A 22,676-nucleotide genomic window follows, 5' to 3' on the forward strand; every position below is an offset into this window, starting at 1 on the left:
AGAGATTTAATTTAATGCCAGATATTCCAATAGCAGGCCCTAGCTCGGATGCTGATTACAGCACTAATACGGCTACTATAGGTTTTGGTGGGCGTGTAAATGAAAATGGTGCTGTTGCGACCGTAACGGCAAGAGCGGATGCTGTACAGACTAGAATCGCCAATTTTGAGGGCGCATCTAATATACTGGTAGTCGTCGTTGATCAAAACGGTAATGCTGTTGCTTCAGCTGCAGGCACATCATCGCAGGCAACTGGAGAAGTAATTGATTTACCCTTATCGACTCCTTTAGATGTTACAGTTGGTGAGCAATACTTTTTTGTATTTTATAATGATGCACCGGGCGAACAAGTTAGATATTTTGTTTCGCGTGAGACCGGGTATTCAAATACTCGCAGTGCAAGCGGTACAATATCAGCGCCACTAACAAATGTTTCACTTCGCGGCACACCACCTAACGCGCTTTGGCCGGAGACAGAATTAACCACAGGCGGTGAAATATTTGTCAGGCTGGCGAATGTAGGCCTGCTTAATAGAGTTAATGGTGACTTTGCAGCGGGGACGCAAGTAGACATACAGACTGACGGTATTGGGCCTGCGACATCGATTACAGTTACTCACCCAACAATTGCAGGATCATTTAATTTAACAATTGATGATGTATCAACGCCAGATCATGCATTAGCCACTCTGCCAGATCTAATTGACCCGTTTGAGTGGGGCCAGGATGGGCTAATTGTTACTGTTAGTGATGGGATAAATTCAGTACAGATAGAAGATCAAACATTGGTCGCTCCTGCAGGTTGGGCCTTTATTAATCTAGCAAGTGTTCCTGATTTTAACAATACAGACTCCTTTGCAGAGTTAGCGGCGAATACAAATATACCTGGAACGGATACTCCATTGTTTCCAGGTTATGTTGCTCAGGTAGGCCAGCAGATACAGTACACAACTAATTCAGCATTAACAGCTGATGATAGTTCTGTGATGGAGGTTATACCGGGGCAAGAAGTTACCGGGACTTTCAGGGTTAGATATCTGGATGGCGCTACACCTCGTTACATTGAATCACCATTTACCATCGCTGAACCTGATGTACTTCCTGACGCTTTTAATTTTACGAATGTTATTGAAGCTGGATTTAATGAGGTAACAGTATCTGAGTCAATTACACCTGCTGGATTCAATCAAGAAATTCCTATAACCGTAGCGAATGGCGAATACTCAATAAACAATAGGCCATTCACCTCAGCCCCAGAAACCATGGCGCCAGGGGATGGCGTTCGAGTGCGTGTAACTTCGTCGGGATTAATTAACACGACGGTTACAGCAACTCTAGACATCGGTGGGATCGTTGGTAGCTTCTCAGTTTCAACACCGGTTAAGCTTGGCCCAAGGGTGGTTTTAATTGATGGGGAGTTTAGGGCAGGGGAAGAGGTAAGTGTAAGGACTGCTGAGATAGGAACTATCACAAGTATTACACTCTCTTCCGTCGATGGAGCTAATGAACCCGTATCTATCACATCAACGGATACGGACAGAGTTGTTTTTACAATTCCTGAAGATAATTTTTGGCCATGGAATCGAAACACTATAACGCTGACATTAAATTCAGGCAGTGTATTAGCAGATCAAGATCAATTAACTATTCTGCCAGCTGTAGGCTTTGGTGTTAGAGAATATTTAGGGCCTGAACCTAATATCGAGACCCAGGACTCTTTTTATCGTTTGCTTGATGAAACAGCTCAAATAGGCGATCAAGTAAAATACGAGTTATCGGGTGACTTAGCAGTAGATGAAAGCTGGGTAGTAAGTTTTACAGGAAATCCAGCGGGCCGCTATCTTAGGTACGGGCCAAGCGGTAATGATTCAGCTTTTAGAAATTATGTATTCCCGTGGCCAAGAATTCTTGGTGTTAATGGCGAGATACGTCCAGGTAATCAGATAACGATTGATACGCAGGACTATAGCAGTCATTTCTCATTTGTTTTTACCAGTGATAACAGCAACGCACTGTTTACAACAATTACTATTGATTCACAAACAGCTAATTCAGTTACGCTAACAGTTCCAGAAAACACAGGCGCAGTGCCGTGGGATAGTGATATCACATTGCGTGTAGTTGATATTACTGCGAGGAATGCAACATTTGGTGGCTTGAGACTTTTACCGCGTCCGGGCTGGAATTATATAAACTGGAATGGTGTTATTCCTGATCCAGAAAGCACGATATCTTTATATGAGGATGCATTAAACAATCAATCGATAACTCCTGAAGCTGGAGACCAGTTTCAATATGAAGAGATTCCCGGCATTGTTTTCTCTAGTGATACGACAATGGATTTTACTGGGACTGCATCAGGTAGTTATTCAATAGTTGATGTATCGGCAAATACGCTTTATTCGAATTTAGATTATGTTCTTTCTGAAGCGGCTACACAATTTACATTTGTTGATTCGCCTAACGTCCCAGCTGGAACGACTCAAGTATCCAATGCTATTGCAGTAAGCGGTATTGTTGGGCTGGTACCTATAAGTGTTGTCGGTGGTGAATATTCAGTTAATGGCGGATCGTTTACTGCTTCACCGGGGCAAGTTGGCAATAACGACACTGTAAGAGTAAGGGGAATATCTCCGCTCACTCTCGGAGCTGTACAGGATGTAGTTTTAACTATTGGCGGGGTTACTGATACGTTCAGCATTCCGACAATAGATACTGTGCCGGCTGCCTTTGTGTTCACAAGTCAAACGAATGTGGCAGTAAATTATCATGCTATTTCAAATACAATTGTTGTAAGCGATATAAACGAGTCATCAGTAGTAAGCATTAATGGCGGTACATATTCGGTTAATGGTGGAGTATTTAGAAGCACACCTTCAACAGTAGTCAGTGGCGACACTATTCGAGTGAGAATAGAAACTCCTGGAACATTTTCCACTACAACAACAGCAACAGTAGTAATCGGTGGCGTATCTGGGCAATTCTCTGTAGAGACCGAGGCATCAGCAATGGGGCCTGTGTTTTCTGGGCCTGTACCATTTCAAAGTCCTGTAGCTGGTGAATTATTTATTCTGGATTTAAATACATTTTTTAATGATCCAAATAATACAGAGGTGTTCTCAATAGAATCAGGCAACTTGCCTGCTGGCGTGACAATGGTTGCGGGCCTTATATCAGGAACACCAACAACGCCGGGTGACTATTCGGCTGTTGTAAGAGTAGAGGGTAATGAGGGAGATGCACCAGCATTTACTAATGCAATTTCATTTCAAGTGGCACCAGGGGATGTAATTATGCCAACGTTAAGAATCACAAATAATCAGGCATTAAATACGATTGAGGATAGCGACAGTAGAGCAGTTACCCTGAGCTTTTCTAATGCCAGTTTTATTTACACCAATAACGGATTAGAGAAGGTAAAGAAATTCGAGGGTGTTGAGGTAGTAAACGGAGTGTTTGATATTGAATTAGACGGGGATGCTAACATTCTTTCGGGTGACGCAGGTTACTTAGTGCTCTACGATACAAATGCTAATAGTGGCTATGGCTATATAACAATGGTCACAGGACTAACGGTAGAGGCTGCATAATGTTTTTATCGTCTCCAATACTTAATGATGATAGACACCCGGTTTTGTCATCGTTTAACCCAAGACAAATAGTATCACCATCAATATTTACTGGAGGGATCTTAAGCCAGTCTATTGATGAAGGGCAAAGCATTAATTTAGATGTGAGTTCTTATTTCAGTGGCTCGCCCTCATATTCAATTGCAGTTAGTCCAAGTAATCCAGGATTATCAATATCAAGCACTGGGGTTATTACAGGAACTATCAATAAAAAGGGAAGCTATTCTATTTCGGTAGTAGCAGTGTTAAATGGATTGGCGACTCGATCTAATATTTTTGGTGTAACAGTCAACGAGGTTGCACAGGGATTGATAGCAAACGAACCCATTGAATTTGATGTGAGAATCGTCCCAGGTTATGACGATGGAAGGGATAGGGTAATTTATCGCAACAATGAAAATGGAATCGTTATTCCTGGTGTTACGGGAATATTTAGCGGTGTACAAGTCGCATCACCGTCACTAAACGCTCGGCTCGAAACAATGAGCGGAACATTAATAGAAAACATCACAGTATTTAGCAAGAGCTTCCAAGGCTACCATGTTGCCACTATCAACGAGTCAAATTTAATAGATAGCGCTGATCAGGTCAGGTTAATTGTAGAAGTAGGCGGGGCTGTAGTAGGCGATGGTAGCGTTAATTTAATTTTAGATGTAGTGGATAGGGTAGAGTGACTATGGGTTTTCCTTCATATGCCGATATAGGACTTGCTGGGTTTGAGTATAGAGATAAATTGAGAGAGGCAATTATTCAGTGCTCTCCTGTTGAGCCGACGGGAATAGAGTATCAATACGACATGGATAGGATGGGTGCTCGCTTCCAGGTGGTACTTACTATCAGTGGCGATGAAAAGCTCTATACACTGCATTTCCCTATGTCTGCTGGCAATACGGGAGTTATTATCCCAGACAAACACATGTCAATTTTAGAAGACTACAGGGTTAGAGCTAACAATGATTATCATGGTGAAAGCAAGGAAGAAGCCAAACCAAACATTGATGAAGTCATGGCTGTATTGGGGGACTCTATTAGGGCTGCCATTGATGAAGAGTTCTTAGCTAAGATAGCAAATCACGTTTATTCCAAGTATCAAAGCAAGGAAGAGAAATGATTGATTACAAGAAAATAGAAGAACATGGACGGAACAAGAAATATGAGATGTTCTTACATGAGTTATTTGATACAGCTTTAAAGTGTTGTCCTTCTAAAAACTGCGAAGTAAATATAAGACGCAGCTCAATTGGTAGAGGTATTGAGATTTCATGGCGATATAAGGACTTTGGGCAAAGCTGGGCGCAAGGCTGCATTATAGACCAAGGAAAGATGTTTGGCTTGGAGGGCTATTCAATAGAGCGTGCCTTTGAACAATGCTCGCATGATATGCATAAGCGTCACAAGCTATTTCCAGCAAAAGATATTATTAATAACCATCGGGGTTCTCGTAAAGTCGAAATTGGGGAAATGGTTGTCGATGCTTTAGATGACGGCATTAGAGATCTAGAGCAAGATAGCGTTATAGCAAAAAGCATATCTATCCACAGGAGCCTATTAAGTAGGTTAGAGCTTGAGCTAAGCAGATCATTAATAGGCAGCATTCACGATCCGAAAGATAGCGGCATAGCAATGTATAAGTTCGCAAAGTTTTATCCCCACACAAATGACGATCACATAAACACAATCTATTTTAGTGACAAAGAGTACTTATGAGTGATTCAAAAGAATCTAATCCAGGCGGCCGCCCAAGTGATTACCCGGAAAAGATTGAATTAGCTAAAGGTTACTTGGACTCATATAAAACAGAGGTGCCATCGGTTGCAGGGCTAGCTCTTCATATGGGTGTAGCAAGATCAACTGTTTATGCTTGGGCAGAAAACAAGGAATATTCAGAGTTTTCGTACATCGTTGAACAAGTGTTGGCAAATCAAGAGGTGAAACTCACCGATGGTGGCCTTAAGGGTGACTACAACGCATCTGTAACTAAGTTAATGCTAAGCAAGCATGGGTACGCAGAGAAAGTACAAAGCGAGGTTTCAGGGCCAAACGGCAAGCCTGTAGAGACAACCACAACAACCTGGAATTTAACAGGCGTCAGACCAGCTGATCAAGGCAAAGAGGATAGTGAAACATGAAGTTAAAGAAGATACACAAGACCCTGTTAATTTCTCTCGTTGTAACGATAATCGGGTGGATTTTACTGTTAATCTCCGCAAAGGTATTTTTTATACTAATGATAGTGCTTAGTTCGTTTTCTTTGGCAGTCCTCTCAGTTTTCATGTTCGAGATGACAGTGAAAGAGGTTTTCGGTAAGTCGCTATTTAAAGATGACGAATGAAATCAACATTGAGGTTCCAGAAAAGCTAATACCTCTTATTGTTAAGCCTAAGCCATTAAAGATAGCAGTAGGCGGAAGGGGGTCAGCTAAAACCATCACATTTTCAGATTGCACATTAAAACACTGCCATGATGGTGAAAAGGTCGTTTGTGCAAGGGAGTTTCAAAACTCTATTGAGGAATCAGTTCACTCTTCAATGCTAAGGCGAATGGCTCATCATGACGTTCAAGGGCTCCACAATACCAAGAACTCTATATCCTCGGATGCTGGCGGTAAAATTATTTATCTAGGTCTAGCAAGAAACATTGGCTCTATTAAGTCGCTTGATGGCGCTAACAAAGTATGGATTGAAGAGGGCCAGTATTTAAGCCAAGAGACGATTGATATTCTTTTCCCCACTATTCGTGAAAATGGTTCGGAAATATGGATATCAATGAATCGTGGCTCAACAACAGATCCCATTTCAATGGAGTTCTTAAACAAAGCTGAGCCTGAGTTAGAGAAGTGTGGTTATTACGAAGACGACTACATGATAGTTGTTGAAATTAACTGGAATGATAACCCTTGGTTTCCTGAAGTATTAAACAGGTTGAGGTTAAAGCACTTGGCTGAAAAAGACCGAGCTGAATATGATCATATATGGGAAGGGAAATACTCCGATAGCGTGAAGAATGCAATTATAAAACCTGAATGGTTCGACGCCTGTATCGATGCTCATATCAAGTTAGGGTTTAAACCGCTGGGTGAAGAGGTTGTTTCTCATGATCCCTCAGACCTCGGAGACGATCCAAAAGGGATTTGTTATAGACATGGCGCTGTTATTCTTGATGCATTAGAGAATGACGAGGGTGATGTTAACGATGGTTGTGATTGGGCAACAGGATTAGCAATAGAGAAGCGAGTTGACAGGTTTATCTGGGATGGTGGCGGTATGGGCATCACGCTACGCCGACAAGTCAGTGATTCATTTAGAGGTAAGAAAATAGACTTCCAAGTCTTTGATGGATCAGAAGCGCCAGACAACCCCGACTCAGTTTACGAAGCCATTGACGGTTTAAATGACTACAAGAAAACTAAAAAGATTAAAGATGTATTTAGAAATAAGCGTAGCCAATACTACATCGAGTTAAGGGACAGGATTTACAGGACTTATCGAGCAGTTGCGCACGGCGAGTATCATGACCCAGCAATGTTAATTAGCTTTGATTCACGAATTAAGTTAATTAAAAAGCTAAGGGCTGAGATCTGCCGAATCCCGAAGAAGGAGAAGGGAGACGGAAGAATCCATATTATGAGCAAGGATGAGATGAGGAAGCTAAAGCCACCAATACCAAGCCCTAACTTAGCTGATTCAGTCATGATGTCCTTAAAGTTACGCAAGAAGACCAAAAAAACTAACTTACCAGACAACCCACCTAGACCGGTGATGCGAGGATAAACGTGAACGAAGACAATTTAAGTGAAACCAACAATGAAAAGCACAAAAAGCTTATAAGTGCAGCAGAAAACTATACCTATCCGCACGGCTTTGAATTTCATGATGCCTATTGCACTTCTTTTCTTGATCGACATTACAGAAGTGAAGAATTCATCAAGCGGGTTGAGATAGTAGTGAGGCTTCGAGACACCAAGCTAACCCCACTTGATGAAGGATATATGATTTCGTTTTTTATATTCCCGTCCGATGGCGGATTAAGTGGTGCGTTTAAGCGCATCGAGGATCAGGCTAAATTAATTGAAGAATACGAAGCACAGAAAAATAAAAACGAGCGAAAGGCGGCAGCATTATCAAAGCTCACCGAATTCGAGATTGAGCTGTTAGGGGTTAAAGTATGAATGACAGAGATTTCAAACCTAATAAAATTGCTCAGCATGTACAGAGACATATTGGCACTGCAATACCTGGCAACAAAAATGACTTAATAGACTTAGCAGAGTCAGCAGCAAAAGAACGCAAACGCTGGAATGATTTACTTAACGAAGCACAGCGCAATTTAGCGGAGGCTCAAGGAGACCTTGCTATGGCCGAGAGTTATATTCGGGAAAAAACTAAACTACATATGCGCCGGACTATCCTTACTTACCTAGGGATAATTTTAGGCTCTACAACACTATCTTTTGCAATGCTTCTCTTTGGTGACTTTCCGATTGTTAAACTATTACAAGAAATGCTAGGGGGTTAAAGTATGAAAAGTGATTTAAAGTCGTTTTTATCAGAGCTTACCGATTTGTGCCGCAGGCATGGATTCGCCACAAGCAATATGATTAGATTTTACAGGTGCGGCGAATCTGTATATGAGGATGGAGGGTTTGTGGGGGCGCCCGTTAAAGATGAATTTTGCGATGAGGTATATCTTGCTAACGATGCGGTTAAGGCTCAAGAAGAACTAGATGAGGGCTTCTCAAAGAGGGAATTTTTAGAAACTCTGCAATACTTCAAGACGCATAGAGCTGATATAGAAAATGAGCTTAGCTCGATGACTAAGATTATCAACCTAATAGACGGCATTGAATTTCACGACATCAGTACTCGGCTTGAATATGACGAAAACAAAATCCGTGACGGTGTGCAAATGTTTGTTCAGGGTTATGCAAGATTGGAGTCAGGGAAGTGTCCGGTAATCGAATTCAGCCTTGGCGAAGCACGCGAAAGAATGGATGTTATTTTAATGAATTTTGCCGAAGGTGTGAGCAAGCTTAAAGGCGCAGAGGTCGGCGAGAGCAGGGCTAAATTTTGGTGTGAAGTATTGAAGGCGGCTAAATAATGAAACCAATTAGACAGAAGTTGCCTGCTTTAACTGCTAAAGCCTACGGCATGTTTTCTGAGCTTGCTATAGAGTTAGAGGAGAATAAACTTAAAAGCCTGCACGGACTTCCATTAGCTAATTGTCAAGGGTGCTATGTGCAGTATGCTGGCGGCTCTTTGATTAAGTTCTCTTTTATCGCTCACGGAACATTAGACCAGATAACATCAATCAATATTGATATTGAAGAAGCGAGTAAAAACCCTCAGCAGTACTTTGAATACATACTGGAGGATGTAAATAACGCTCACAAGGAATTTAAGAAGAGCGCAGGGTCAGAAATATACATGCCTCCACAAACCAAGTTATCTCAATCGATTAAATCGACGGTGCATTAATGATAGAACAACGCCTAACGCCAGCAAGTGAAATTATTGCTAATGAATCAGCGCGTCATGCTGCTATTAAACAGATACGTGAAATATCAGTGCGCAACCATGAGGACTCATTAGCTGGATTTATTCGCTCGCAGTGGACAGTTGCTAGAGAACATAGGCGTACATTTACATACAGGTTTGAAGATTGCTTACGTCGACGCTCAGGTATATACAGCAGCGAAATGAAGGCGAAGCTGGAAAGTGCAAGATCTTCTGAAATATTCATGAGGATTACTTCTTCTAAGTGTAAGGCGGCCAAGACATGGCTTGCTGATCTTTTCGAGCCTGCTGGTGATAAGCCATTTACCTTTCAGCCTGCAAATTATCCAGAAATAAATCCAGAGCTGGAACAGGCATTAATGAAGGAGGCGGAGAAGGCACTACAGCAATCACAAATGCCTGAAGCTAAAGCCTTTGCGATGGTAGATGAAGTTAAAAACAAAGTACTGGATGATTTAAAGCAGAAGTCAAAGCAGCTTGCCGAAAAGATGGAGGATCGAGTAGAGGATATTTTAACGGAAGCAAACTGGCGCAACGAGTTTGATGATTTCCTAGATGATGTCGTCACCTATCCGGTTGCAATAATGGCGGGGCTTGAGTATAGAAATGAAAAAGAGCTGTCATGGGGAGAAAATGAGTTTGGCCAGTGGGTACCATCTTACAAAGATCGCGTTAAACCAAAAGTAAGAAGGGTTTCGCCTTTCCGTTTTTACCCATCTCCATCGGTGACAACCTCCCTTAGAGGTCACTATTGCATCGAGCATATTACCTATACAAGGCAAGATCTTGTATCAATGAAGGAAATGGCCGGTTATAACTCTCGTGGTATTGCAATGGCCTTAACTCAGTACTCTATAACAGGGCTAAACGAGTGGCTGTGGGAAGATGAAGAGCAGGACATCATTAATAGGTATAACAGCCAAGGTAAGCGTGAAACCATCGATGCATTAAAGTGGAGCGGTTCTATTAATGGGCAGAGGTTATCCGAGTTCGGCTTAAGTGGTGTAAAAGATAACGAAGAATACCAAGCTGAAATTGAGATAGTTGGTGGCTTTGTTATTCGTGCTGCAATTTCTCCTGATCCTGATGGCTCACCCAATTATTATTTTTCTCACTGGTCTAGTGTTCCAGGATCATTTTATGGTGACGCGCTACCTGAACTAATGGCAGATACTCAAGATATTTGTAATGCGTCAGCTAGGGCGCTTGTTGAAAACATGGAAATGTCATCAGGCCCTATGGTGTGGGTTGATGCATCAAAACTAGATCCAGCCGATTTAGCTACGGCGCATATTATCCATGCAAGGAAAGTGTATCGAGCAAATCCTGATTCAGAGAACCAGATAAACAATGCCGGTGCGGCTATTCAATTCTTTCAGCCAAGCAGTAATGCACACGAGCTAATGTCTATTTACGAGAAGTTCAGCGCGATAGCTGACGAAGTAACAGGGCTTCCTAAGTTCGCTGTAGGGTCTGACCAGGGAGCAGGGGCGGCAAGAACTGCATCTGGTCTATCTATGCTGATGAACGCTTCGTCAAAGACAATTAAGCATGTGGTGCGCTCTATTGATATAAACCTAATCGAGCCATTGATTAAAAAAATATACGATCACGAGATGATGTATGGCGAAGACGATAGCATTAAGGGTGACTTGCGAGTTAAGGCTCGCGGATCTCAATCGTTAATACATAAAGAGCAGATGATGCTCCGGCAGCAAGAATTCTTAGCTCAGACAGGGAACCCAATAGATATGCAAATTATGGGTGTAGAAGGAAGAGCGGAACTTCTGAAGGGCGTTGCGAAAACTACGGAAATTCCCGTGGATAGAATTATCCCTTCTAAAGAAGAGCTACAGCGCAGGACTGAACAAATGGCACAAGCTGAACAACAAGAATTAATGGCACTCGAACAGCGAGCAGCAGCATGAATATAAATGATATTAAAGATATTGGTGAAAAGAAGGTTTTATTGTCATCAATAGTGAGGCTCAACAATAACACTGATTTTCAGAATCTATTGACTTTCCTTAAGGATAGAAATGAAAAGTTGAGCGATTTATTACGCGATGCTGATAGCGATTTTAGACAAACGCAAGGCAGAGCAAAAGAACTTGATAGCTTAGTTAAGATGGTCGGGTCAGCCCGGGATAAATTAATTAAGCTGTCTCAAAACTGAGAAAACTATTCGATTAGGCCTAATCGAAACTTTCGATGTTTTACTTAACCGCCGACCTAGTGTCGGTTTTTTTACGCCTAAATTAAGGCAAAACCAGCGAACTACAAGGCCGGGACTCGAAAAACTCGAACTACCCGAAATTGACTCGAAGGAAAATACGCACATGGCATTACCAGAACACGTTAGAAAGCGGAAAGCTGAAATTAAAGAACTCGAAAAACTCATGATGGGGAACTACGAAGCACCGGCCAGTGAATCGACTCCTAGTCCTGATGAATCGACATCTGAAACTACGACTACAAGTGAAGTTAAGCCACAGAAAAACCCTGTAGAACAAACTTCAGCAGAGGCTCAGCCTCCAGCAGCGACTTCAGATGAGCAGCATGATAAACCGGTAGAACTTCCCTCACCATTAAAACCAGATGAGGACGCAATTAAGCGAGCGGAAGCGGAAATACACCGTAACCGTGTATTAGGTGGGCGGCACAATGCTCTTCAACGAGAGAACGTGAAATTAAAGCGTGAACTCGAAGAAGCAAGAAACGCTGCACCGCCTAGTCAAAGCGATGAAGTTAAAAAGCTATCGGAATTAGTTAAGACTCTACAGGATCAGTTAGCGGAATCGAGGGCGACGGTTAATGTATCCGCCCCTGCTGATGTTTCGCAACAACCTACGGAGTCTATAGCAGAGCCTCAATATATTACACAGATGCGCGCTCAAGTCGGTGACGAACTAGCTAACGCAGCTTTATCCGATTGGCAAAAAAGCCAGCAAGAAGCTATGCAGGTATCAACGCAAGTTTCACAGCTGAAAGCATCAATAGATCAGATGACCGAGAAAGAGAAGTCGGATGCTGAATTCAATAAAAATGTGCAAGCATTAACTTCCCATTTAGCAAGTCAAGGTATCAATTTCCATCAAGTCGAGAGTGACCCTGAATTTAAGGTTTGGGCGCAATATCAAGACCCGATTTATGGAAATAAAAAATACTACGACCTAGTCTTGGATAATTTGGAAAGTGGAAATATCGAGGGAGCTGCCGCCATCTTTCAGCTATACGCCCAAACAAAAACAATGCCTGTGCCTGAAACCCCAGCTGCACAGTCGCTAGAGTCTCACGTAACCCAATCACCTTCTAGCGTTCAGGAAGATAAGTCTATGGTCAACGAGAAAGCCGTAGTCACTCCCGAGCAAATAGATGCGTTTTACGCCCAGATGTCAAAAAAGAAAGCTGACGCAAAGCGTATTAATGATTGGCCTGAGCTTGAGCGATTGCAGTTGGAGCAAAAGAAATTCGAGGCACAACTAAACATTTAATTAAGTATGTGCCTCGCTCCATAGAGGCATTTTGTAATGGGTTTTCCAGTAGCGGCGGGGAACGTCGACCACTCATCATCAAGTACTAGTCAGTACATACCAAAGCTATTTTCTAGGAAGTTAGTAGACAAGTTCTACGACACTTGTATTTATATGGAAATAGCAAACATGGATCACGAAAACGAGATCAAAAAGATGGGAGATACTGTCACCATCAGAACTCGTGCAACAGTAAGTACTTTTGCTTACTCGAAAGGTCAAGGATTGACATACACGCAGCCTGATTCGCCTAGCGTTGAATTAAATATCGACAAAGGGCAGGGCTTTGCAGTTAAGCATTTTAAAATCGATGAAGTTCAATCTGATATCAATATGCTTGACGAGTTCGTTGAGGACGCAAACGAACAAGTAAAAATCGCAGTTGATCGGGAATTTCTCGCATCAGTTCCAGCGCAAGCGGATGCGGCTAACTCTGGCGCATCCGCAGGCAGAATTTCAAACAACAACTTGGGAACCGCAGTCGCTCCACTTGCTGTAACTCAGAATAGTATTCTTGAGTTTATCAGTAAGTGCGGTGTTGTGTGTGGTGAACAAAACCTTCCAAAGGAAAATTGTTGGATGGTGTTGCCTGAAATTGCACTAGGACTAATCAAGAATTCAGACTTGAAGGATGCATCACTTTCAGGTGATGGTAAGTCAACGATTAGGACTAACCTACATGGAAAGGTTGACCGATTTAATATTATCGGGAGCAACCTATTAAATGTGTCTGGTGATGCATTTGATGTAATTTTTGGCCACAAATCAGCGATCACCTTTGCAGGGCAAATCGAGGAATTTGAAGTTATGCCCGATCCAAACGACTTCGGTAAGTTGGCTCGCGGTCTCTTTGTATACGGCTATGAAGTAATTAAGCCGGATGCAATGGGTCACGCAGTTTGTACTTTCGCTTACGGATAGAAATCATTTAACGCACCCTTCGGGGTGCATCTATTTTTTAATTATGGAGGCGTTATGCCTGTAATTGACAAGAAAAAGCTTAAAGGCGCTCCCATGCCAGAGGTATACATCACTGACATGGGGAGAGTAGTTAGAGCAAACCCCTATATTCATGAAGCAGTTCTTATGAGGAAATTAAATTATCAGCCCTCGACTATTGCTGCTGTTAAGAAAAATCCACCAAAGGAAAAATCAATATCTAAACAAGTAGTAACAGGTGATAGTTTTCACGAGGAAGAGTAATAATGAGCACCGTAAAAGTCATTGATATTATCAGCAGGGCAAGGACGCTGCTCTATGATCAACATAAGCTAAGTTGGAGTGATTCAGAGCTATTAGACTGGTATAACAGCGCTTTATTGGCTATTTCCGGTGCTCGCCCTGATATTACTGTTAAGAGTGTAATTCACTTATGTAATGGCAAAACAAAACAATCGTTACCCAATGACGGGCAGCGATTTATAGATGTAGAGCGCAATACTGAGGGATCGGTTACGCGCTTTATTATGAAAGATAACCTCGACGACCAGTTCCCTGATTGGATGAGCGAAAAAGGAGAGGAGGTTGAAAAATTTACTTTCGACGAACGCTTTCCTAGGTGGTTTTATCTATATCCTACACCACCAGAAGGTCATCAAATAGACATTATTTATAGCGCTTCGCCCGAGCAAGCCAAGATAGTAGATTTTGAAACCGACGCAACTCTAATCCCTATTGAAGATGCTTATCAAGATGCAATCTTTGATTACATCATGTATCGAGCATTATCAAAGAATGCCGAATTTGCAGATAGCGCACAGCGAGCACAGTTACACTTTAATGCCTACGTTTCTGCTATCGGAGCAAAAACACAATCGGATGCAGCAACGAGTCCCGCTAATGAATCAGTTAACTGAACTTTACCCAACGATTAGACGCTATGCCCCTAACGTGCTGAATAGATTGATGTTGGATGCACTACAAAGAGCACATCATAAATTTTGCCAGTCCACTGGAGCGTATAAAGTAACAAGATTACTCTCAACGCAGACCGGTCAGAGCGACTATGACTTAAATCTCCCTGACAAAACCACGGTAGAGGAAATCCTATCAGTGAGGGAAGAAAATACAGATAACTTTGTTAGCATCTGCCACGACAAGAGCGAATTAAGACAAACTAGAAAATCTAAAAAGCCTGACAACATTGTTATTTTTGATTACAACGAAGTGCGCTTCGAGCCTGTTCCCGACAATGAATATAGATTTGTGTTGGATCTTCAGCTCTTACCGCAATTAGATGCGACGGAAATGGATAGCACCATATATCAAAAGTATGGGGATGGTATCGCCTACGGAGCGGCGGCAGACTTACTGCTAATGCCTGCTGAAAAATTCTTTAATCCACAATTATCAGAATTCCTAGAGCGGAAGTTTAAAGCGGCAAAGCGTCACGCCATGAATGATCAGGTTAATGTATCTAAGGGCGCTGTTGGGAGTTGTTTTATATGATTAGGGGAGCAGATTTTAAAGGAGAGCTGCCCGGTATCGACTCGCGTTTATTGCCTGAGAACAACGCAGAAAGAGCGGTTAATTGCGAATTTAAATACAACACACTTCGAGCTTTTCAGGGATTAGAGCCAGTATCCGCTAATTTAACCCCGCTCACGCCTAAAAGTATTTATCTTTACGAGAATCAACACTGGTTTAGTTTTAGCCGTGATACGTTCATTGTAAAAAGCCCAGTCGAGCAAGATGAATTCAGGCGTATTTATTTTACTAATAGTGAGGGTGCGCAAGTTACGTCTAATTTAATAGCTCTTGGTACAGGAGTTATGCCGGAACTTGCATACAGTTTAGGCGTACCGCAACCAGCGGCAGTTATTGTCAATAGTGTCATTGACAGTGGTGGTGATCCTGACGACTTCAGTGATGATGAAACACGATTCTATACAATGACATACGTCACGGAGTACGGCGAAGAAGGAGCGGCAGCAGAGGCGAGTAATTCAGCTACGTTGAGATCACCGAATGATACGGTTGATATTACGTTACCCAATTTGACTACAAACACTTCTAACGTTGTGGCAAAAAGGATATACAGGACTTCGGGATCGACGGGTGAGTTTTTCTTCGTTGCCGAGGTTCCATTATCGACAACAACGTTTATAGATAATGTTCCGGGTGATCAGTTGGGCGAAGTTTTAGCCACAGCGAATTTCTTTCCTCCACCTGAATTCATGACCGGCTTAACATTAATGGCTAACGGAATAGCAGCGGGCTATGTTGGCAATCAAATAGCATTTAGTGAGCCTTTTCAATTACACGCGTATCCGCCCGAATACTCGCGGTCTACTGAATATGACATCGTCGGGATAGCAGCAACTAGAACAAGTTTAGTAGTTGGCACAGAGGGTAATCCATACGTTTTTACGGGTGTTAGCCCTGACTCGATGACTGAGGATAGATTGCCTCTACAGCAGGCCTGTGTTTCTGCTCAGTCAATGGTAGCTATAGGGGACATTGTTATCTATGCGTCTCCAGATGGCCTTGTGGGCGTTTCTCCTGGCGGAGCCCGGTTAATTACGGAAACTATTTTATCTAAACAAGCTTGGGCGGAGTTCCAACCAGAAACTATTAGGGCTTATCACTACGAAGGCAAATATATTGCTTTTTACGGTGATGTAGGCGGCTTTGTTTTTGATTTAAGAAATAATGACTTTGTTAGATTAGATTTTTATGCAAGTGCCGGGTATTCGGATACCAGAACAGACACACTTTATCTTGTGGTCGACGGCAACTTATTTGCTTGGGACTCCGCTAACGAAACATTAAATTATGTTTGGCGCTCAAAGAGATTTGAAGGGTCAAATAGGCGTGAACTTTACCTACGAGTAATTGCAGATAACTTAAATCTAGTGAATATAAAAATATGGGTTGATGATCGACTTATATTAAATCAGAGAGGCCTTCCAGATAGCCCTATACGCATCCCTCCTGTGCGTGGTCGGGCTTGGCAGTATGAATTATCAGGTAAAACACAAATCACTGACATTGTGATGACGGATAACGTCCAACAGCTATGACAAAACCTACATTTTTATCTATTCCTCGCAACCCGTCGAGTAGTTCAGACGTGCGCGCAATAACTCAAAACATGGAGAAAGGTCTAGGTTTTTCGGGCAATGGTTTAGATAAGTGGCTGACTCTGCGTGATTTAAGCGACGCCGGAATAGTTGAGCTTGCGCGCAGATATGGCGGAACTAATAGAGAAACCTTTTTACCTGTTCTTCCAGGGACTAATCAAATACAAAGACCTCCGGCTGTGGCAAACTTTACTGTTACTGCTGGTTTTCAGGTGATGATTATCCAGTGGGATGAGCCTCAATATAACGGCCATGCTTACACAGAAATTTATCGCTCACTAGATGATAACTTTGCCAATGCTCAGAGAATTCAAACATCTATACCTAATATTACAGGTGATTCAGTAGATTTTGGCCAAGCTTTTTATTATTGGGCGCGCCACGTAAATCAGAATGATGTTAAAGGCCCACTAAATGCAACGGCGGGAACTTATGCTGAGGCTGCACCAAATATATCAGAAACAATAGTGAGGCTTTCGGATCAGCTAAACGAGACTCACTTAGCGCAATCCCTACGCTCTAGAATTGATTTAATTGATACGCCTATTACCGGTCTCTTGGATGTTGTCACGTCGATACAAGAAGATGTGACTAATCTAGAAACAGGTTCGCAATCTACAGCGGCAGCTTTAACAGCTTTAGGAACTCGGATAGATGATAATGGCGATAATATAACTGCCATATCAAATGATTTTACACAACTGCAATCTAGTGTTGCGGGTGTTCAGGGCAGTGTTGATGCTAATGCACTTGCAATAAGCAACACAAATACAACAGTTTCAAATTTATCGGGAACGGTAACCGCTCAATCAACGAGTATTCAGCAGTTAAGTACAACTGTAGGGGGCAACACCTCAACCATTCAAACATTAACATCTAGTGTTGATGGATTAAATGCGCAATGGGAGATTAAAACAGATGTAAATGGACTAGTTGGCGGAGTGGGGTTTTACAACGACGGCGGCCAAACCTTTTTTATGGTGAATGCGGGAGTATTCGCTGTGTTAAATCCTGCCGGTGGAACTGTTAACCCCTTCTTTATTCAAGACAACCAAGTTTGGATTGATACCGCCCGTATTCGGGAGGCGGCAATAGAGTCATCACAAATACAGAATCTAGTGGTTGATAAAGTCACAGGCTTTACAAGTAATTTTGTTTTATCGACTATCGGAACCGGGAACATATCAAACGCATACATTGGCAATATTATCCAGTCAAATGTATTTAATGCCGGTACGGGCTGGAGAATTGATAAAAATGGATTTATTGATGCTCGCTCTATCATTATCCGGGACACATCAGGCAATGTGATATTAAGCTCAGGAGGGGGAATTGAAGGACTAGGGAGTTTTGCCAACTTAAATCAAATTAACTCGTCTAACATTTCAACTTACATAGCGGGTGCAGCTATTGGCAGCGCTCAGATAGGCGCGGCAGCTGTCAACACTCTAACTATTGCTGGAGCAGCTGTAAGCGCTTTAGAAGTCGCTACAGCGGCATCCTCGTTAACTTTACCGAGATTTAGTACTAGTCCGGGGCAATTTACATCACCTGTAGCGGGAGCTAGCCGGTCAATCGCTATAACTAACTGGCTTTCTTCAAGCAGCCTTAGAATTATTGTTTGGATAAACCAAATTGCAAGGATTGAGCAGGGTGGTGCAGGCTTTGCTGAAACAATTATCGACCTTCTGGAAAATGGCGCGGTTGTAGATAGCGAGATTTTATCACAGTCTGTGTTTGGAAATGGTAGAGCACTAGAGCCTAACCAGCAGTCTTATATTTCGTTTCCTTTCTATCGATCCCCAGGAAATGGAACGAGAACCTACGGTGTGCAGTTTAGAGTACGAAATTCACAAAGCACGCTCTACATAACCAACGTTATTAATGATCACAGTATAGAAATTCAGTTATCAAAAAGATGAAAGAGTGGACAAGCTATAAAAGCAATGGCGAGCCTTTTTGTATATTTAAAGGCTCAGAGCCAAGCGGAGATGAACTTCAAGGACTTAATTACATTGAAGGCCTGGTAGATCATAAAACTCAATATGTATTAGATGGAGTAATTACTTTACGCCCAACAATGCAAATAGAAGTAACCGGAAGCTCTGCAGTCAATTCACCTATTTTATTCTCAAATGTTCCCGATAACTGCCAATTAACGCACCCCGGCGGGACATCAATAATTAATGATGGTGTAGTGGAGTGGGAGACAATGGAGCCGGGTACTTATGTTTTTGAATTTAATGTTTTTCCTTACTTAAAAGAGGTGATTACTCTTGAAATTACAGCATGATCCACTTAATACAGCAGCGAGTAAAGACGATTTAAAGCGCACACGCTTAGAGATATTCAACTTGCCCATTAAAACCAGTGACGGCCATGTGTTTCAGTTTGACGGGCTGTCTGAAAAATATATGAAGTCCACTTTAGATGCGCTTGGAAACGATGATTTTGAATTTGTTGACTGGATATTGGTAGATAATAGACAGATTTTATGTAGCAAAAAGATACTTCAAGAGTATTTTAATGAGTTAACGCTCCTTAAATCAAAAAGAAGCGTTCAGTTAACAAATGAGTACCTTACTTTGAAGAAAAACAACGATCTCACCTTAAGAGACTTGGCAAATTGGGCGAAAAAATATCAAAACTAAAACCGGCAGAGTTCGACCTAGAAAAACATGGTCACGGACTCGAAGAAATCGCCAGATTAGACGGCAGCAAGCACTATTATTTAGACGTTGTTTCAGCAATACAAAATAACCAGGCGTTTTTGTTTGATAGTAAGGATGGGTTTGTTGTTTTAAAGCCGAAAGTTAAAAATAAATCATTAATTTGTTTAGTCTGGTGTGCTTGGAGCAAATCAGGCAATGCTATCAGCAAGTATCAAAGTCAAATCGAAGAGATATCAATTTATGTAGGCGCTAAAGCTCTTGAATTCTGGACAAAAAGACCGGGATTTAAACGGGTTGCGCCTAAGTTTAATTATCAATTAATTAATCATGAAGATGGTTATGACATATGGAGTAAAACGCTATGAGCAAAGGTGGTGGAAGCAATAAAATAGAAGAAACAGAAGACCAAAAAGAGTTGGCAAGAATTGGCCTTAATCGATTTAGGGATTATAAAAGACGTTATCCTCAGATTGAAAATCAATTCTTTGGTCACATCAATAATCTAGATTCGGCAGAGAATTTACAGTCAGGCGCAAACGTTGCAAACACTAATGTCACTGCGGAATCATCGCGACAAATTAGTGACGGGATAGATAACTTAAATCGCAGCGGCATTAATCCTAACAGCGGCCAATTTAAACAAGGAATTATCAGCGCAGGGGATAGAACAGGAATTGAACGCGGGCGCAATGCATCTAGAACGCAACAGTCATTACAAGACTCTCGATTAAGCGGCTTAAATACAATCACAGCGTTAGGCCAAGGACAGGAAGCACAAGCTATACAGGGTTTTAGCGATATTGCCAGCGAATCACAGCAAGACGCCATTAGAAACACTCAGAACAGTATTAACCGAAGGCACAATAGAAATTCAGGATTGATTACTGGTGCGGGTCTTGGTGCAGGATTGATTTCGGAATCAATAAGAAATCGTGACCCATACGGAAATAAAGAATTTGGGTTTCAGGGTGTTGGTAATCCGTTTTCTAGTAAGCATGATAATGGTGGTGGTAATTAATGAATAACTTTTTAAATCAAGTTGGGTATGCTCAACAGTACAACCAAGATGCAAGAAGCGGTCTGCCCGTTTACGGCTCTGATGATTTTGCAGCGCGCACTAGAGCGTATCTTAATCGCGAAATATACAGAGATACAAAAGAACGATTTCAACCATTTGAAGATGAATTACTTGATGCTGTCCAGGGAGAAGAATTACTAAACGAGCAGCTTGAAAGAATTCGTGATAATTTTACTCGCTCCGGTAGGGCCTCTGCCGACTCAGCAAAAAGACGTTTATCTAGGTTCGGCGTTCAACAAAGTGCGCGACAACTGAATGCAACAAATACGCAGAATAGCTTAAATCAGGCTTCGGCATTAGCCAGCGCTGAAAATCAAACACGCCGACATGTTTTAGATAGAAACATTGGCTTAATCACTGGCAGCCGAACACGACAAGCAATACAGGGGGCTTAACATGACAGGAATTATTAGTCAGGGTAGAAATAAATTAAATCAGAGTGCAGCCATCTTTGATGGTTTGGCAGCACAAGAAAAACAGCGCAACCAAATCAATGACCAGATCGAGACAGGGCAAAAGCAGGCGCGCTTAAGCAATACGGTTCAAGCGGCTAGTTTAGCAGGGGGAATTGCATCAACAGCAGGAGCAGGAGCAGCAGGGGCTACAGGCTTGGCAGCTATTCCGGGCGTGGGTTGGGCTGCACTTGCAGGGTTAACAGCTTACGCAATGTTTGGTTAAGTTTTTTTGTCTTCTACCAATTGTCGAATGAATGCCAGAACGTCTTGCTGTTTTTCAGGACTCAACTCTTTGAATATTTTTAAGATCTCCTTGGGCATTTTATCCCTGGCGAGTCTTTCGCAGAGATCGTAGACATTTGGAGTGTTAGAGAAGTCTCGCTTCATGACTTACGCCTTTAAACAGCTTTAAGTTAAATTATCAAACGTGTCTTTTGTAGTCTTTAGATTTGTGAAGTATACGTACAATATCAATATGAGATGGCTTGATAATGAAAAATATGACGTGTGACTGCATTCTGCAGCCTTTAATGCTTAGCGCAAGCTCATCATAGTTTTTACCTAGGCTTCGATTGCTTGAGAGTTTTTCAAAAGCATCAAATAGTTGATTGTAGTATTTAGATGCCTGAGTGGGGCCAAACTTGTTTTTTGTGTACTTACGTATATCTCTAATGTCTTGCTTTGCCTTGGGTGACAGCTTATACACTAATCCTCGGCCTCCAGCTCTTTAAGGAATTTTTCGCGATCTACGACTTCAGTGGGGCCTGAATCAATGCCCTCCTGAATAAGCTTTCTTAGGCGCTGTACTTTATTTTCTTGAGAGTCTAGCGCTTTCATTGCGGCATCTAGAACCTGCTGAGGGCTATCATATTCACCTGACTGGATATATCCCTCAATCTGGTCTTGCTGCTCTTGCTTGGCGGTGTAAATGATGTTTTGCATGACTTATTTCCTGGCTTCTTTGGCGACACGCGCTTTTACTCGATTAAATATTTCATCTTTGCTCAGCGCCCTTGTTGGTTCTGGCTCAGATAGAGGCTTTTTAAGCAATTCCATTACCTTTACAGGATCAAGCGCTTCACTAGGTATTGTAGATTTTGGAATCACTTTCATAAAAATTACCTTTGTTAGTTAGCCTTATGCGCTTCATCAATAATGATGAAAACTCCGGTTTCGCCTTCAAAGCGAATTTCACCGGAAGACAGAAGGGCATCTTTTAATGCCTCGACTGTAGATTTTAGAGCGTCACCGCCTCGCTCAAAGTTGCTAATAGTAGCAGCTCTAGATCCTGATTTCTTGGACAGGTCGCTTACTGTCCAGCCTAGCCCAGCTCTAGCCATTTTGCATTGTTTGGGTGTCATAGTAAAAAAATTACTCTCAAGCGTAAAAAATTATTGACTTTGCTCATCTTAAGCGTAATATTATTACTGTCCTGAGTAAAAAACAAGCCTGATAGGTGTTACCAGCACCAGTCAGGCTCTAACCAAAACCGATATGGAAGTATCGACAATGGCTACAAACAAAATACCACAAACTAGAAACAACATCATTTCTTCCGGTGATTCAGAAGCCAAAAGGCGAGCAGCAAGGCGGGAAGAATATTCAGCATTTCTCGACACGTTAGATGAAGTATCTATGCGTGAATTTCAAAGAGAAGTAAAAGCGATCTACGCATCATTTAAATAGCCCGAATAGGGCAAACCCTTAATTAAAC

Annotated in this window: 32 protein-coding genes; 27 read left to right on the forward strand and 5 right to left on the reverse strand. The window is 42.0% G+C overall.

Going from position 1 to position 22,676, the window contains the following annotated elements; translation table 11 throughout:
- Positions 1–14 precede the first annotated feature (14 nt).
- The 26 genes from BVC89_RS13000 to BVC89_RS13125 all read left to right on the forward strand — a co-directional run bounded on the left by BVC89_RS13000 (position 15) and on the right by BVC89_RS13125 (position 21,185).
- Positions 15–3,590 carry a hypothetical protein gene (locus tag BVC89_RS13000; RefSeq protein ID WP_086931594.1) on the forward strand — a complete coding sequence of 1,192 codons (3,576 nt, stop codon included), beginning with the start codon at positions 15–17 and terminating at the stop codon, positions 3,588–3,590.
- Positions 3,590–4,303, forward strand: a complete 714-nt coding sequence (locus BVC89_RS13005) for an Ig domain-containing protein (RefSeq protein ID WP_086931595.1) — start codon at positions 3,590–3,592, stop codon at positions 4,301–4,303. The genes BVC89_RS13000 and BVC89_RS13005 overlap by 1 nt, the downstream gene beginning before the upstream one ends.
- A gap of 2 nt (positions 4,304–4,305) precedes the next feature.
- Positions 4,306–4,740 (forward strand): hypothetical protein, encoded by a 435-nt coding sequence (locus BVC89_RS13010; protein ID WP_086931596.1) that lies wholly within the window; start codon positions 4,306–4,308, stop codon positions 4,738–4,740.
- Positions 4,737–5,336, forward strand: coding sequence for a hypothetical protein (locus BVC89_RS13015; protein WP_086931597.1), 600 nt, complete (start codon positions 4,737–4,739; stop codon positions 5,334–5,336). Before BVC89_RS13010 ends, BVC89_RS13015 begins: the two co-directional genes overlap by 4 nt.
- A complete protein-coding gene (locus BVC89_RS13020; protein ID WP_086931598.1) occupies positions 5,333–5,758 on the forward strand; it encodes a terminase small subunit in 426 nt (141 codons plus the stop codon). Before BVC89_RS13015 ends, BVC89_RS13020 begins: the two co-directional genes overlap by 4 nt.
- Positions 5,748–5,870 (forward strand): hypothetical protein, encoded by a 123-nt coding sequence (locus tag BVC89_RS30570; protein ID WP_281260991.1) that lies wholly within the window; start codon positions 5,748–5,750, stop codon positions 5,868–5,870. Before BVC89_RS13020 ends, BVC89_RS30570 begins: the two co-directional genes overlap by 11 nt.
- Positions 5,871–5,950: 80 nt before the next feature.
- Positions 5,951–7,399 (forward strand): PBSX family phage terminase large subunit, encoded by a 1,449-nt coding sequence (locus tag BVC89_RS13030; RefSeq protein WP_086931600.1) that lies wholly within the window; start codon positions 5,951–5,953, stop codon positions 7,397–7,399.
- A 2-nt stretch (positions 7,400–7,401) separates the two neighbouring features.
- Entirely contained in the window at positions 7,402–7,797 is a 396-nt protein-coding gene (locus BVC89_RS13035; protein ID WP_086931601.1) for a hypothetical protein, read from the forward strand.
- Positions 7,794–8,144, forward strand: a complete 351-nt coding sequence (locus BVC89_RS13040) for a hypothetical protein (protein ID WP_086931602.1) — start codon at positions 7,794–7,796, stop codon at positions 8,142–8,144. The genes BVC89_RS13035 and BVC89_RS13040 overlap by 4 nt, the downstream gene beginning before the upstream one ends.
- 3 nt (positions 8,145–8,147) lie before the next feature.
- Positions 8,148–8,726: a hypothetical protein gene (locus BVC89_RS13045; RefSeq protein WP_086931603.1), complete on the forward strand. Its 579-nt coding sequence runs from the start codon at positions 8,148–8,150 to the stop codon at positions 8,724–8,726.
- Positions 8,726–9,103 (forward strand): hypothetical protein, encoded by a 378-nt coding sequence (locus tag BVC89_RS13050; RefSeq protein ID WP_086931604.1) that lies wholly within the window; start codon positions 8,726–8,728, stop codon positions 9,101–9,103. Before BVC89_RS13045 ends, BVC89_RS13050 begins: the two co-directional genes overlap by 1 nt.
- Complete coding sequence (locus BVC89_RS13055; protein ID WP_086931605.1) at positions 9,103–11,070, forward strand: portal protein; 1,968 nt, start codon at positions 9,103–9,105, stop codon at positions 11,068–11,070. The genes BVC89_RS13050 and BVC89_RS13055 overlap by 1 nt, the downstream gene beginning before the upstream one ends.
- Entirely contained in the window at positions 11,067–11,318 is a 252-nt protein-coding gene (locus tag BVC89_RS13060) for a hypothetical protein (RefSeq protein WP_086931606.1), read from the forward strand. Before BVC89_RS13055 ends, BVC89_RS13060 begins: the two co-directional genes overlap by 4 nt.
- Before the next feature lie 163 nt (positions 11,319–11,481).
- Entirely contained in the window at positions 11,482–12,636 is a 1,155-nt protein-coding gene (locus tag BVC89_RS13065) for a hypothetical protein (protein ID WP_086931607.1), read from the forward strand.
- A gap of 264 nt (positions 12,637–12,900) precedes the next feature.
- On the forward strand, positions 12,901–13,596 hold the full coding sequence (locus BVC89_RS13070) for a hypothetical protein (protein WP_158657914.1): 696 nt from the start codon (positions 12,901–12,903) through the stop codon (positions 13,594–13,596).
- 54 nt (positions 13,597–13,650) lie between these two features.
- The gene (locus tag BVC89_RS13075) at positions 13,651–13,878 is read left to right on the forward strand and encodes a hypothetical protein (protein WP_086931609.1); all 228 of its coding nucleotides are present in this window, start codon (positions 13,651–13,653) and stop codon (positions 13,876–13,878) included.
- Between the two features lie 2 nt (positions 13,879–13,880).
- Positions 13,881–14,531, forward strand: coding sequence for a phage adaptor protein (locus tag BVC89_RS13080; protein WP_086931610.1), 651 nt, complete (start codon positions 13,881–13,883; stop codon positions 14,529–14,531).
- Positions 14,515–15,123, forward strand: a complete 609-nt coding sequence (locus tag BVC89_RS13085; protein ID WP_086931611.1) for a phage adaptor protein — start codon at positions 14,515–14,517, stop codon at positions 15,121–15,123. Before BVC89_RS13080 ends, BVC89_RS13085 begins: the two co-directional genes overlap by 17 nt.
- On the forward strand, positions 15,120–16,697 hold the full coding sequence (locus BVC89_RS13090; RefSeq protein WP_086931612.1) for a hypothetical protein: 1,578 nt from the start codon (positions 15,120–15,122) through the stop codon (positions 16,695–16,697). The genes BVC89_RS13085 and BVC89_RS13090 overlap by 4 nt, the downstream gene beginning before the upstream one ends.
- A complete protein-coding gene (locus tag BVC89_RS13095) occupies positions 16,694–18,679 on the forward strand; it encodes a phage tail tip fiber protein (protein ID WP_086931613.1) in 1,986 nt (661 codons plus the stop codon). The genes BVC89_RS13090 and BVC89_RS13095 overlap by 4 nt, the downstream gene beginning before the upstream one ends.
- Positions 18,676–19,050 carry a hypothetical protein gene (locus BVC89_RS13100; protein ID WP_086931614.1) on the forward strand — a complete coding sequence of 125 codons (375 nt, stop codon included), beginning with the start codon at positions 18,676–18,678 and terminating at the stop codon, positions 19,048–19,050. Before BVC89_RS13095 ends, BVC89_RS13100 begins: the two co-directional genes overlap by 4 nt.
- Positions 19,034–19,408, forward strand: a complete 375-nt coding sequence (locus tag BVC89_RS13105; RefSeq protein ID WP_086931615.1) for a P-loop NTPase family protein — start codon at positions 19,034–19,036, stop codon at positions 19,406–19,408. Before BVC89_RS13100 ends, BVC89_RS13105 begins: the two co-directional genes overlap by 17 nt.
- Positions 19,384–19,794, forward strand: coding sequence for a hypothetical protein (locus BVC89_RS13110; RefSeq protein WP_086931616.1), 411 nt, complete (start codon positions 19,384–19,386; stop codon positions 19,792–19,794). The genes BVC89_RS13105 and BVC89_RS13110 overlap by 25 nt, the downstream gene beginning before the upstream one ends.
- Positions 19,791–20,447, forward strand: coding sequence for a hypothetical protein (locus BVC89_RS13115; protein ID WP_086931617.1), 657 nt, complete (start codon positions 19,791–19,793; stop codon positions 20,445–20,447). Before BVC89_RS13110 ends, BVC89_RS13115 begins: the two co-directional genes overlap by 4 nt.
- A complete protein-coding gene (locus BVC89_RS13120; protein WP_086931618.1) occupies positions 20,447–20,902 on the forward strand; it encodes a hypothetical protein in 456 nt (151 codons plus the stop codon). Before BVC89_RS13115 ends, BVC89_RS13120 begins: the two co-directional genes overlap by 1 nt.
- Before the next feature lies 1 nt (position 20,903).
- Positions 20,904–21,185 carry a hypothetical protein gene (locus tag BVC89_RS13125; RefSeq protein ID WP_086931619.1) on the forward strand — a complete coding sequence of 94 codons (282 nt, stop codon included), beginning with the start codon at positions 20,904–20,906 and terminating at the stop codon, positions 21,183–21,185.
- Here BVC89_RS13125 and BVC89_RS29740 read toward each other — a convergent pair.
- The 5 genes from BVC89_RS29740 to BVC89_RS13145 are packed head-to-tail and all read right to left on the reverse strand — an operon-like array spanning position 21,182 to position 22,323.
- Positions 21,182–21,349 (reverse strand): hypothetical protein, encoded by a 168-nt coding sequence (locus BVC89_RS29740; protein ID WP_158657915.1) that lies wholly within the window; start codon positions 21,347–21,349, stop codon positions 21,182–21,184. The genes BVC89_RS13125 and BVC89_RS29740 overlap by 4 nt on opposite strands.
- Positions 21,350–21,383: 34 nt before the next feature.
- A complete protein-coding gene (locus tag BVC89_RS30715) occupies positions 21,384–21,668 on the reverse strand; it encodes a type II toxin-antitoxin system RelE/ParE family toxin (RefSeq protein ID WP_086931620.1) in 285 nt (94 codons plus the stop codon).
- Positions 21,668–21,904, reverse strand: coding sequence for a ribbon-helix-helix domain-containing protein (locus BVC89_RS13135; RefSeq protein ID WP_086931621.1), 237 nt, complete (start codon positions 21,902–21,904; stop codon positions 21,668–21,670). The genes BVC89_RS30715 and BVC89_RS13135 overlap by 1 nt, the downstream gene beginning before the upstream one ends.
- 3 nt (positions 21,905–21,907) lie before the next feature.
- On the reverse strand, positions 21,908–22,075 hold the full coding sequence (locus BVC89_RS29745; protein ID WP_158657916.1) for a hypothetical protein: 168 nt from the start codon (positions 22,073–22,075) through the stop codon (positions 21,908–21,910).
- A gap of 14 nt (positions 22,076–22,089) precedes the next feature.
- Positions 22,090–22,323 carry a helix-turn-helix domain-containing protein gene (locus BVC89_RS13145; RefSeq protein WP_086931623.1) on the reverse strand — a complete coding sequence of 78 codons (234 nt, stop codon included), beginning with the start codon at positions 22,321–22,323 and terminating at the stop codon, positions 22,090–22,092.
- A gap of 148 nt (positions 22,324–22,471) precedes the next feature.
- Between BVC89_RS13145 and BVC89_RS29750 the strand changes: the two genes are divergently transcribed.
- Complete coding sequence (locus BVC89_RS29750; RefSeq protein WP_158657917.1) at positions 22,472–22,648, forward strand: hypothetical protein; 177 nt, start codon at positions 22,472–22,474, stop codon at positions 22,646–22,648.
- The last annotated feature ends 28 nt before the right edge of the window (positions 22,649–22,676 follow it).

The organism is Agarilytica rhodophyticola (assembly GCF_002157225.2).
GTDB classification, from domain to species: domain Bacteria; phylum Pseudomonadota; class Gammaproteobacteria; order Pseudomonadales; family Cellvibrionaceae; genus Agarilytica; species Agarilytica rhodophyticola.

Excerpts from the sequence above, each read along its gene's own strand:
- BVC89_RS13115 (WP_086931617.1), top strand. The coding sequence starts at position 19,791 with ATGAGCAAAGGTGGTGGAAGCAATAAAATAGAAGAAACAGAAGACCAA.
- BVC89_RS13085 (WP_086931611.1), top strand. The coding sequence starts at position 14,515 with ATGAATCAGTTAACTGAACTTTACCCAACGATTAGACGCTATGCCCCT.
- BVC89_RS13060 (WP_086931606.1), top strand. The coding sequence starts at position 11,067 with ATGAATATAAATGATATTAAAGATATTGGTGAAAAGAAGGTTTTATTG.
- BVC89_RS13080 (WP_086931610.1), top strand. The coding sequence starts at position 13,881 with ATGAGCACCGTAAAAGTCATTGATATTATCAGCAGGGCAAGGACGCTG.
- BVC89_RS13125 (WP_086931619.1), top strand. The coding sequence starts at position 20,904 with ATGACAGGAATTATTAGTCAGGGTAGAAATAAATTAAATCAGAGTGCA.
- BVC89_RS13020 (WP_086931598.1), top strand. The coding sequence starts at position 5,333 with ATGAGTGATTCAAAAGAATCTAATCCAGGCGGCCGCCCAAGTGATTAC.
- BVC89_RS13100 (WP_086931614.1), top strand. The coding sequence starts at position 18,676 with ATGAAAGAGTGGACAAGCTATAAAAGCAATGGCGAGCCTTTTTGTATA.
- BVC89_RS13075 (WP_086931609.1), top strand. The coding sequence starts at position 13,651 with ATGCCTGTAATTGACAAGAAAAAGCTTAAAGGCGCTCCCATGCCAGAG.
- BVC89_RS29745 (WP_158657916.1), bottom strand. The coding sequence starts at position 22,075 with ATGAAAGTGATTCCAAAATCTACAATACCTAGTGAAGCGCTTGATCCT.
- BVC89_RS13015 (WP_086931597.1), top strand. The coding sequence starts at position 4,737 with ATGATTGATTACAAGAAAATAGAAGAACATGGACGGAACAAGAAATAT.
- BVC89_RS13030 (WP_086931600.1), top strand. The coding sequence starts at position 5,951 with ATGACGAATGAAATCAACATTGAGGTTCCAGAAAAGCTAATACCTCTT.
- BVC89_RS13135 (WP_086931621.1), bottom strand. The coding sequence starts at position 21,904 with ATGCAAAACATCATTTACACCGCCAAGCAAGAGCAGCAAGACCAGATT.
- BVC89_RS13095 (WP_086931613.1), top strand. The coding sequence starts at position 16,694 with ATGACAAAACCTACATTTTTATCTATTCCTCGCAACCCGTCGAGTAGT.
- BVC89_RS13145 (WP_086931623.1), bottom strand. The coding sequence starts at position 22,323 with ATGACACCCAAACAATGCAAAATGGCTAGAGCTGGGCTAGGCTGGACA.
- BVC89_RS13000 (WP_086931594.1), top strand. The coding sequence starts at position 15 with ATGCCAGATATTCCAATAGCAGGCCCTAGCTCGGATGCTGATTACAGC.
- BVC89_RS29750 (WP_158657917.1), top strand. The coding sequence starts at position 22,472 with ATGGCTACAAACAAAATACCACAAACTAGAAACAACATCATTTCTTCC.
- BVC89_RS13040 (WP_086931602.1), top strand. The coding sequence starts at position 7,794 with ATGAATGACAGAGATTTCAAACCTAATAAAATTGCTCAGCATGTACAG.
- BVC89_RS13010 (WP_086931596.1), top strand. The coding sequence starts at position 4,306 with ATGGGTTTTCCTTCATATGCCGATATAGGACTTGCTGGGTTTGAGTAT.
- BVC89_RS13065 (WP_086931607.1), top strand. The coding sequence starts at position 11,482 with ATGGCATTACCAGAACACGTTAGAAAGCGGAAAGCTGAAATTAAAGAA.
- BVC89_RS13050 (WP_086931604.1), top strand. The coding sequence starts at position 8,726 with ATGAAACCAATTAGACAGAAGTTGCCTGCTTTAACTGCTAAAGCCTAC.
- BVC89_RS13120 (WP_086931618.1), top strand. The coding sequence starts at position 20,447 with ATGAATAACTTTTTAAATCAAGTTGGGTATGCTCAACAGTACAACCAA.
- BVC89_RS13090 (WP_086931612.1), top strand. The coding sequence starts at position 15,120 with ATGATTAGGGGAGCAGATTTTAAAGGAGAGCTGCCCGGTATCGACTCG.
- BVC89_RS13045 (WP_086931603.1), top strand. The coding sequence starts at position 8,148 with ATGAAAAGTGATTTAAAGTCGTTTTTATCAGAGCTTACCGATTTGTGC.
- BVC89_RS13005 (WP_086931595.1), top strand. The coding sequence starts at position 3,590 with ATGTTTTTATCGTCTCCAATACTTAATGATGATAGACACCCGGTTTTG.
- BVC89_RS29740 (WP_158657915.1), bottom strand. The coding sequence starts at position 21,349 with ATGAAGCGAGACTTCTCTAACACTCCAAATGTCTACGATCTCTGCGAA.
- BVC89_RS13055 (WP_086931605.1), top strand. The coding sequence starts at position 9,103 with ATGATAGAACAACGCCTAACGCCAGCAAGTGAAATTATTGCTAATGAA.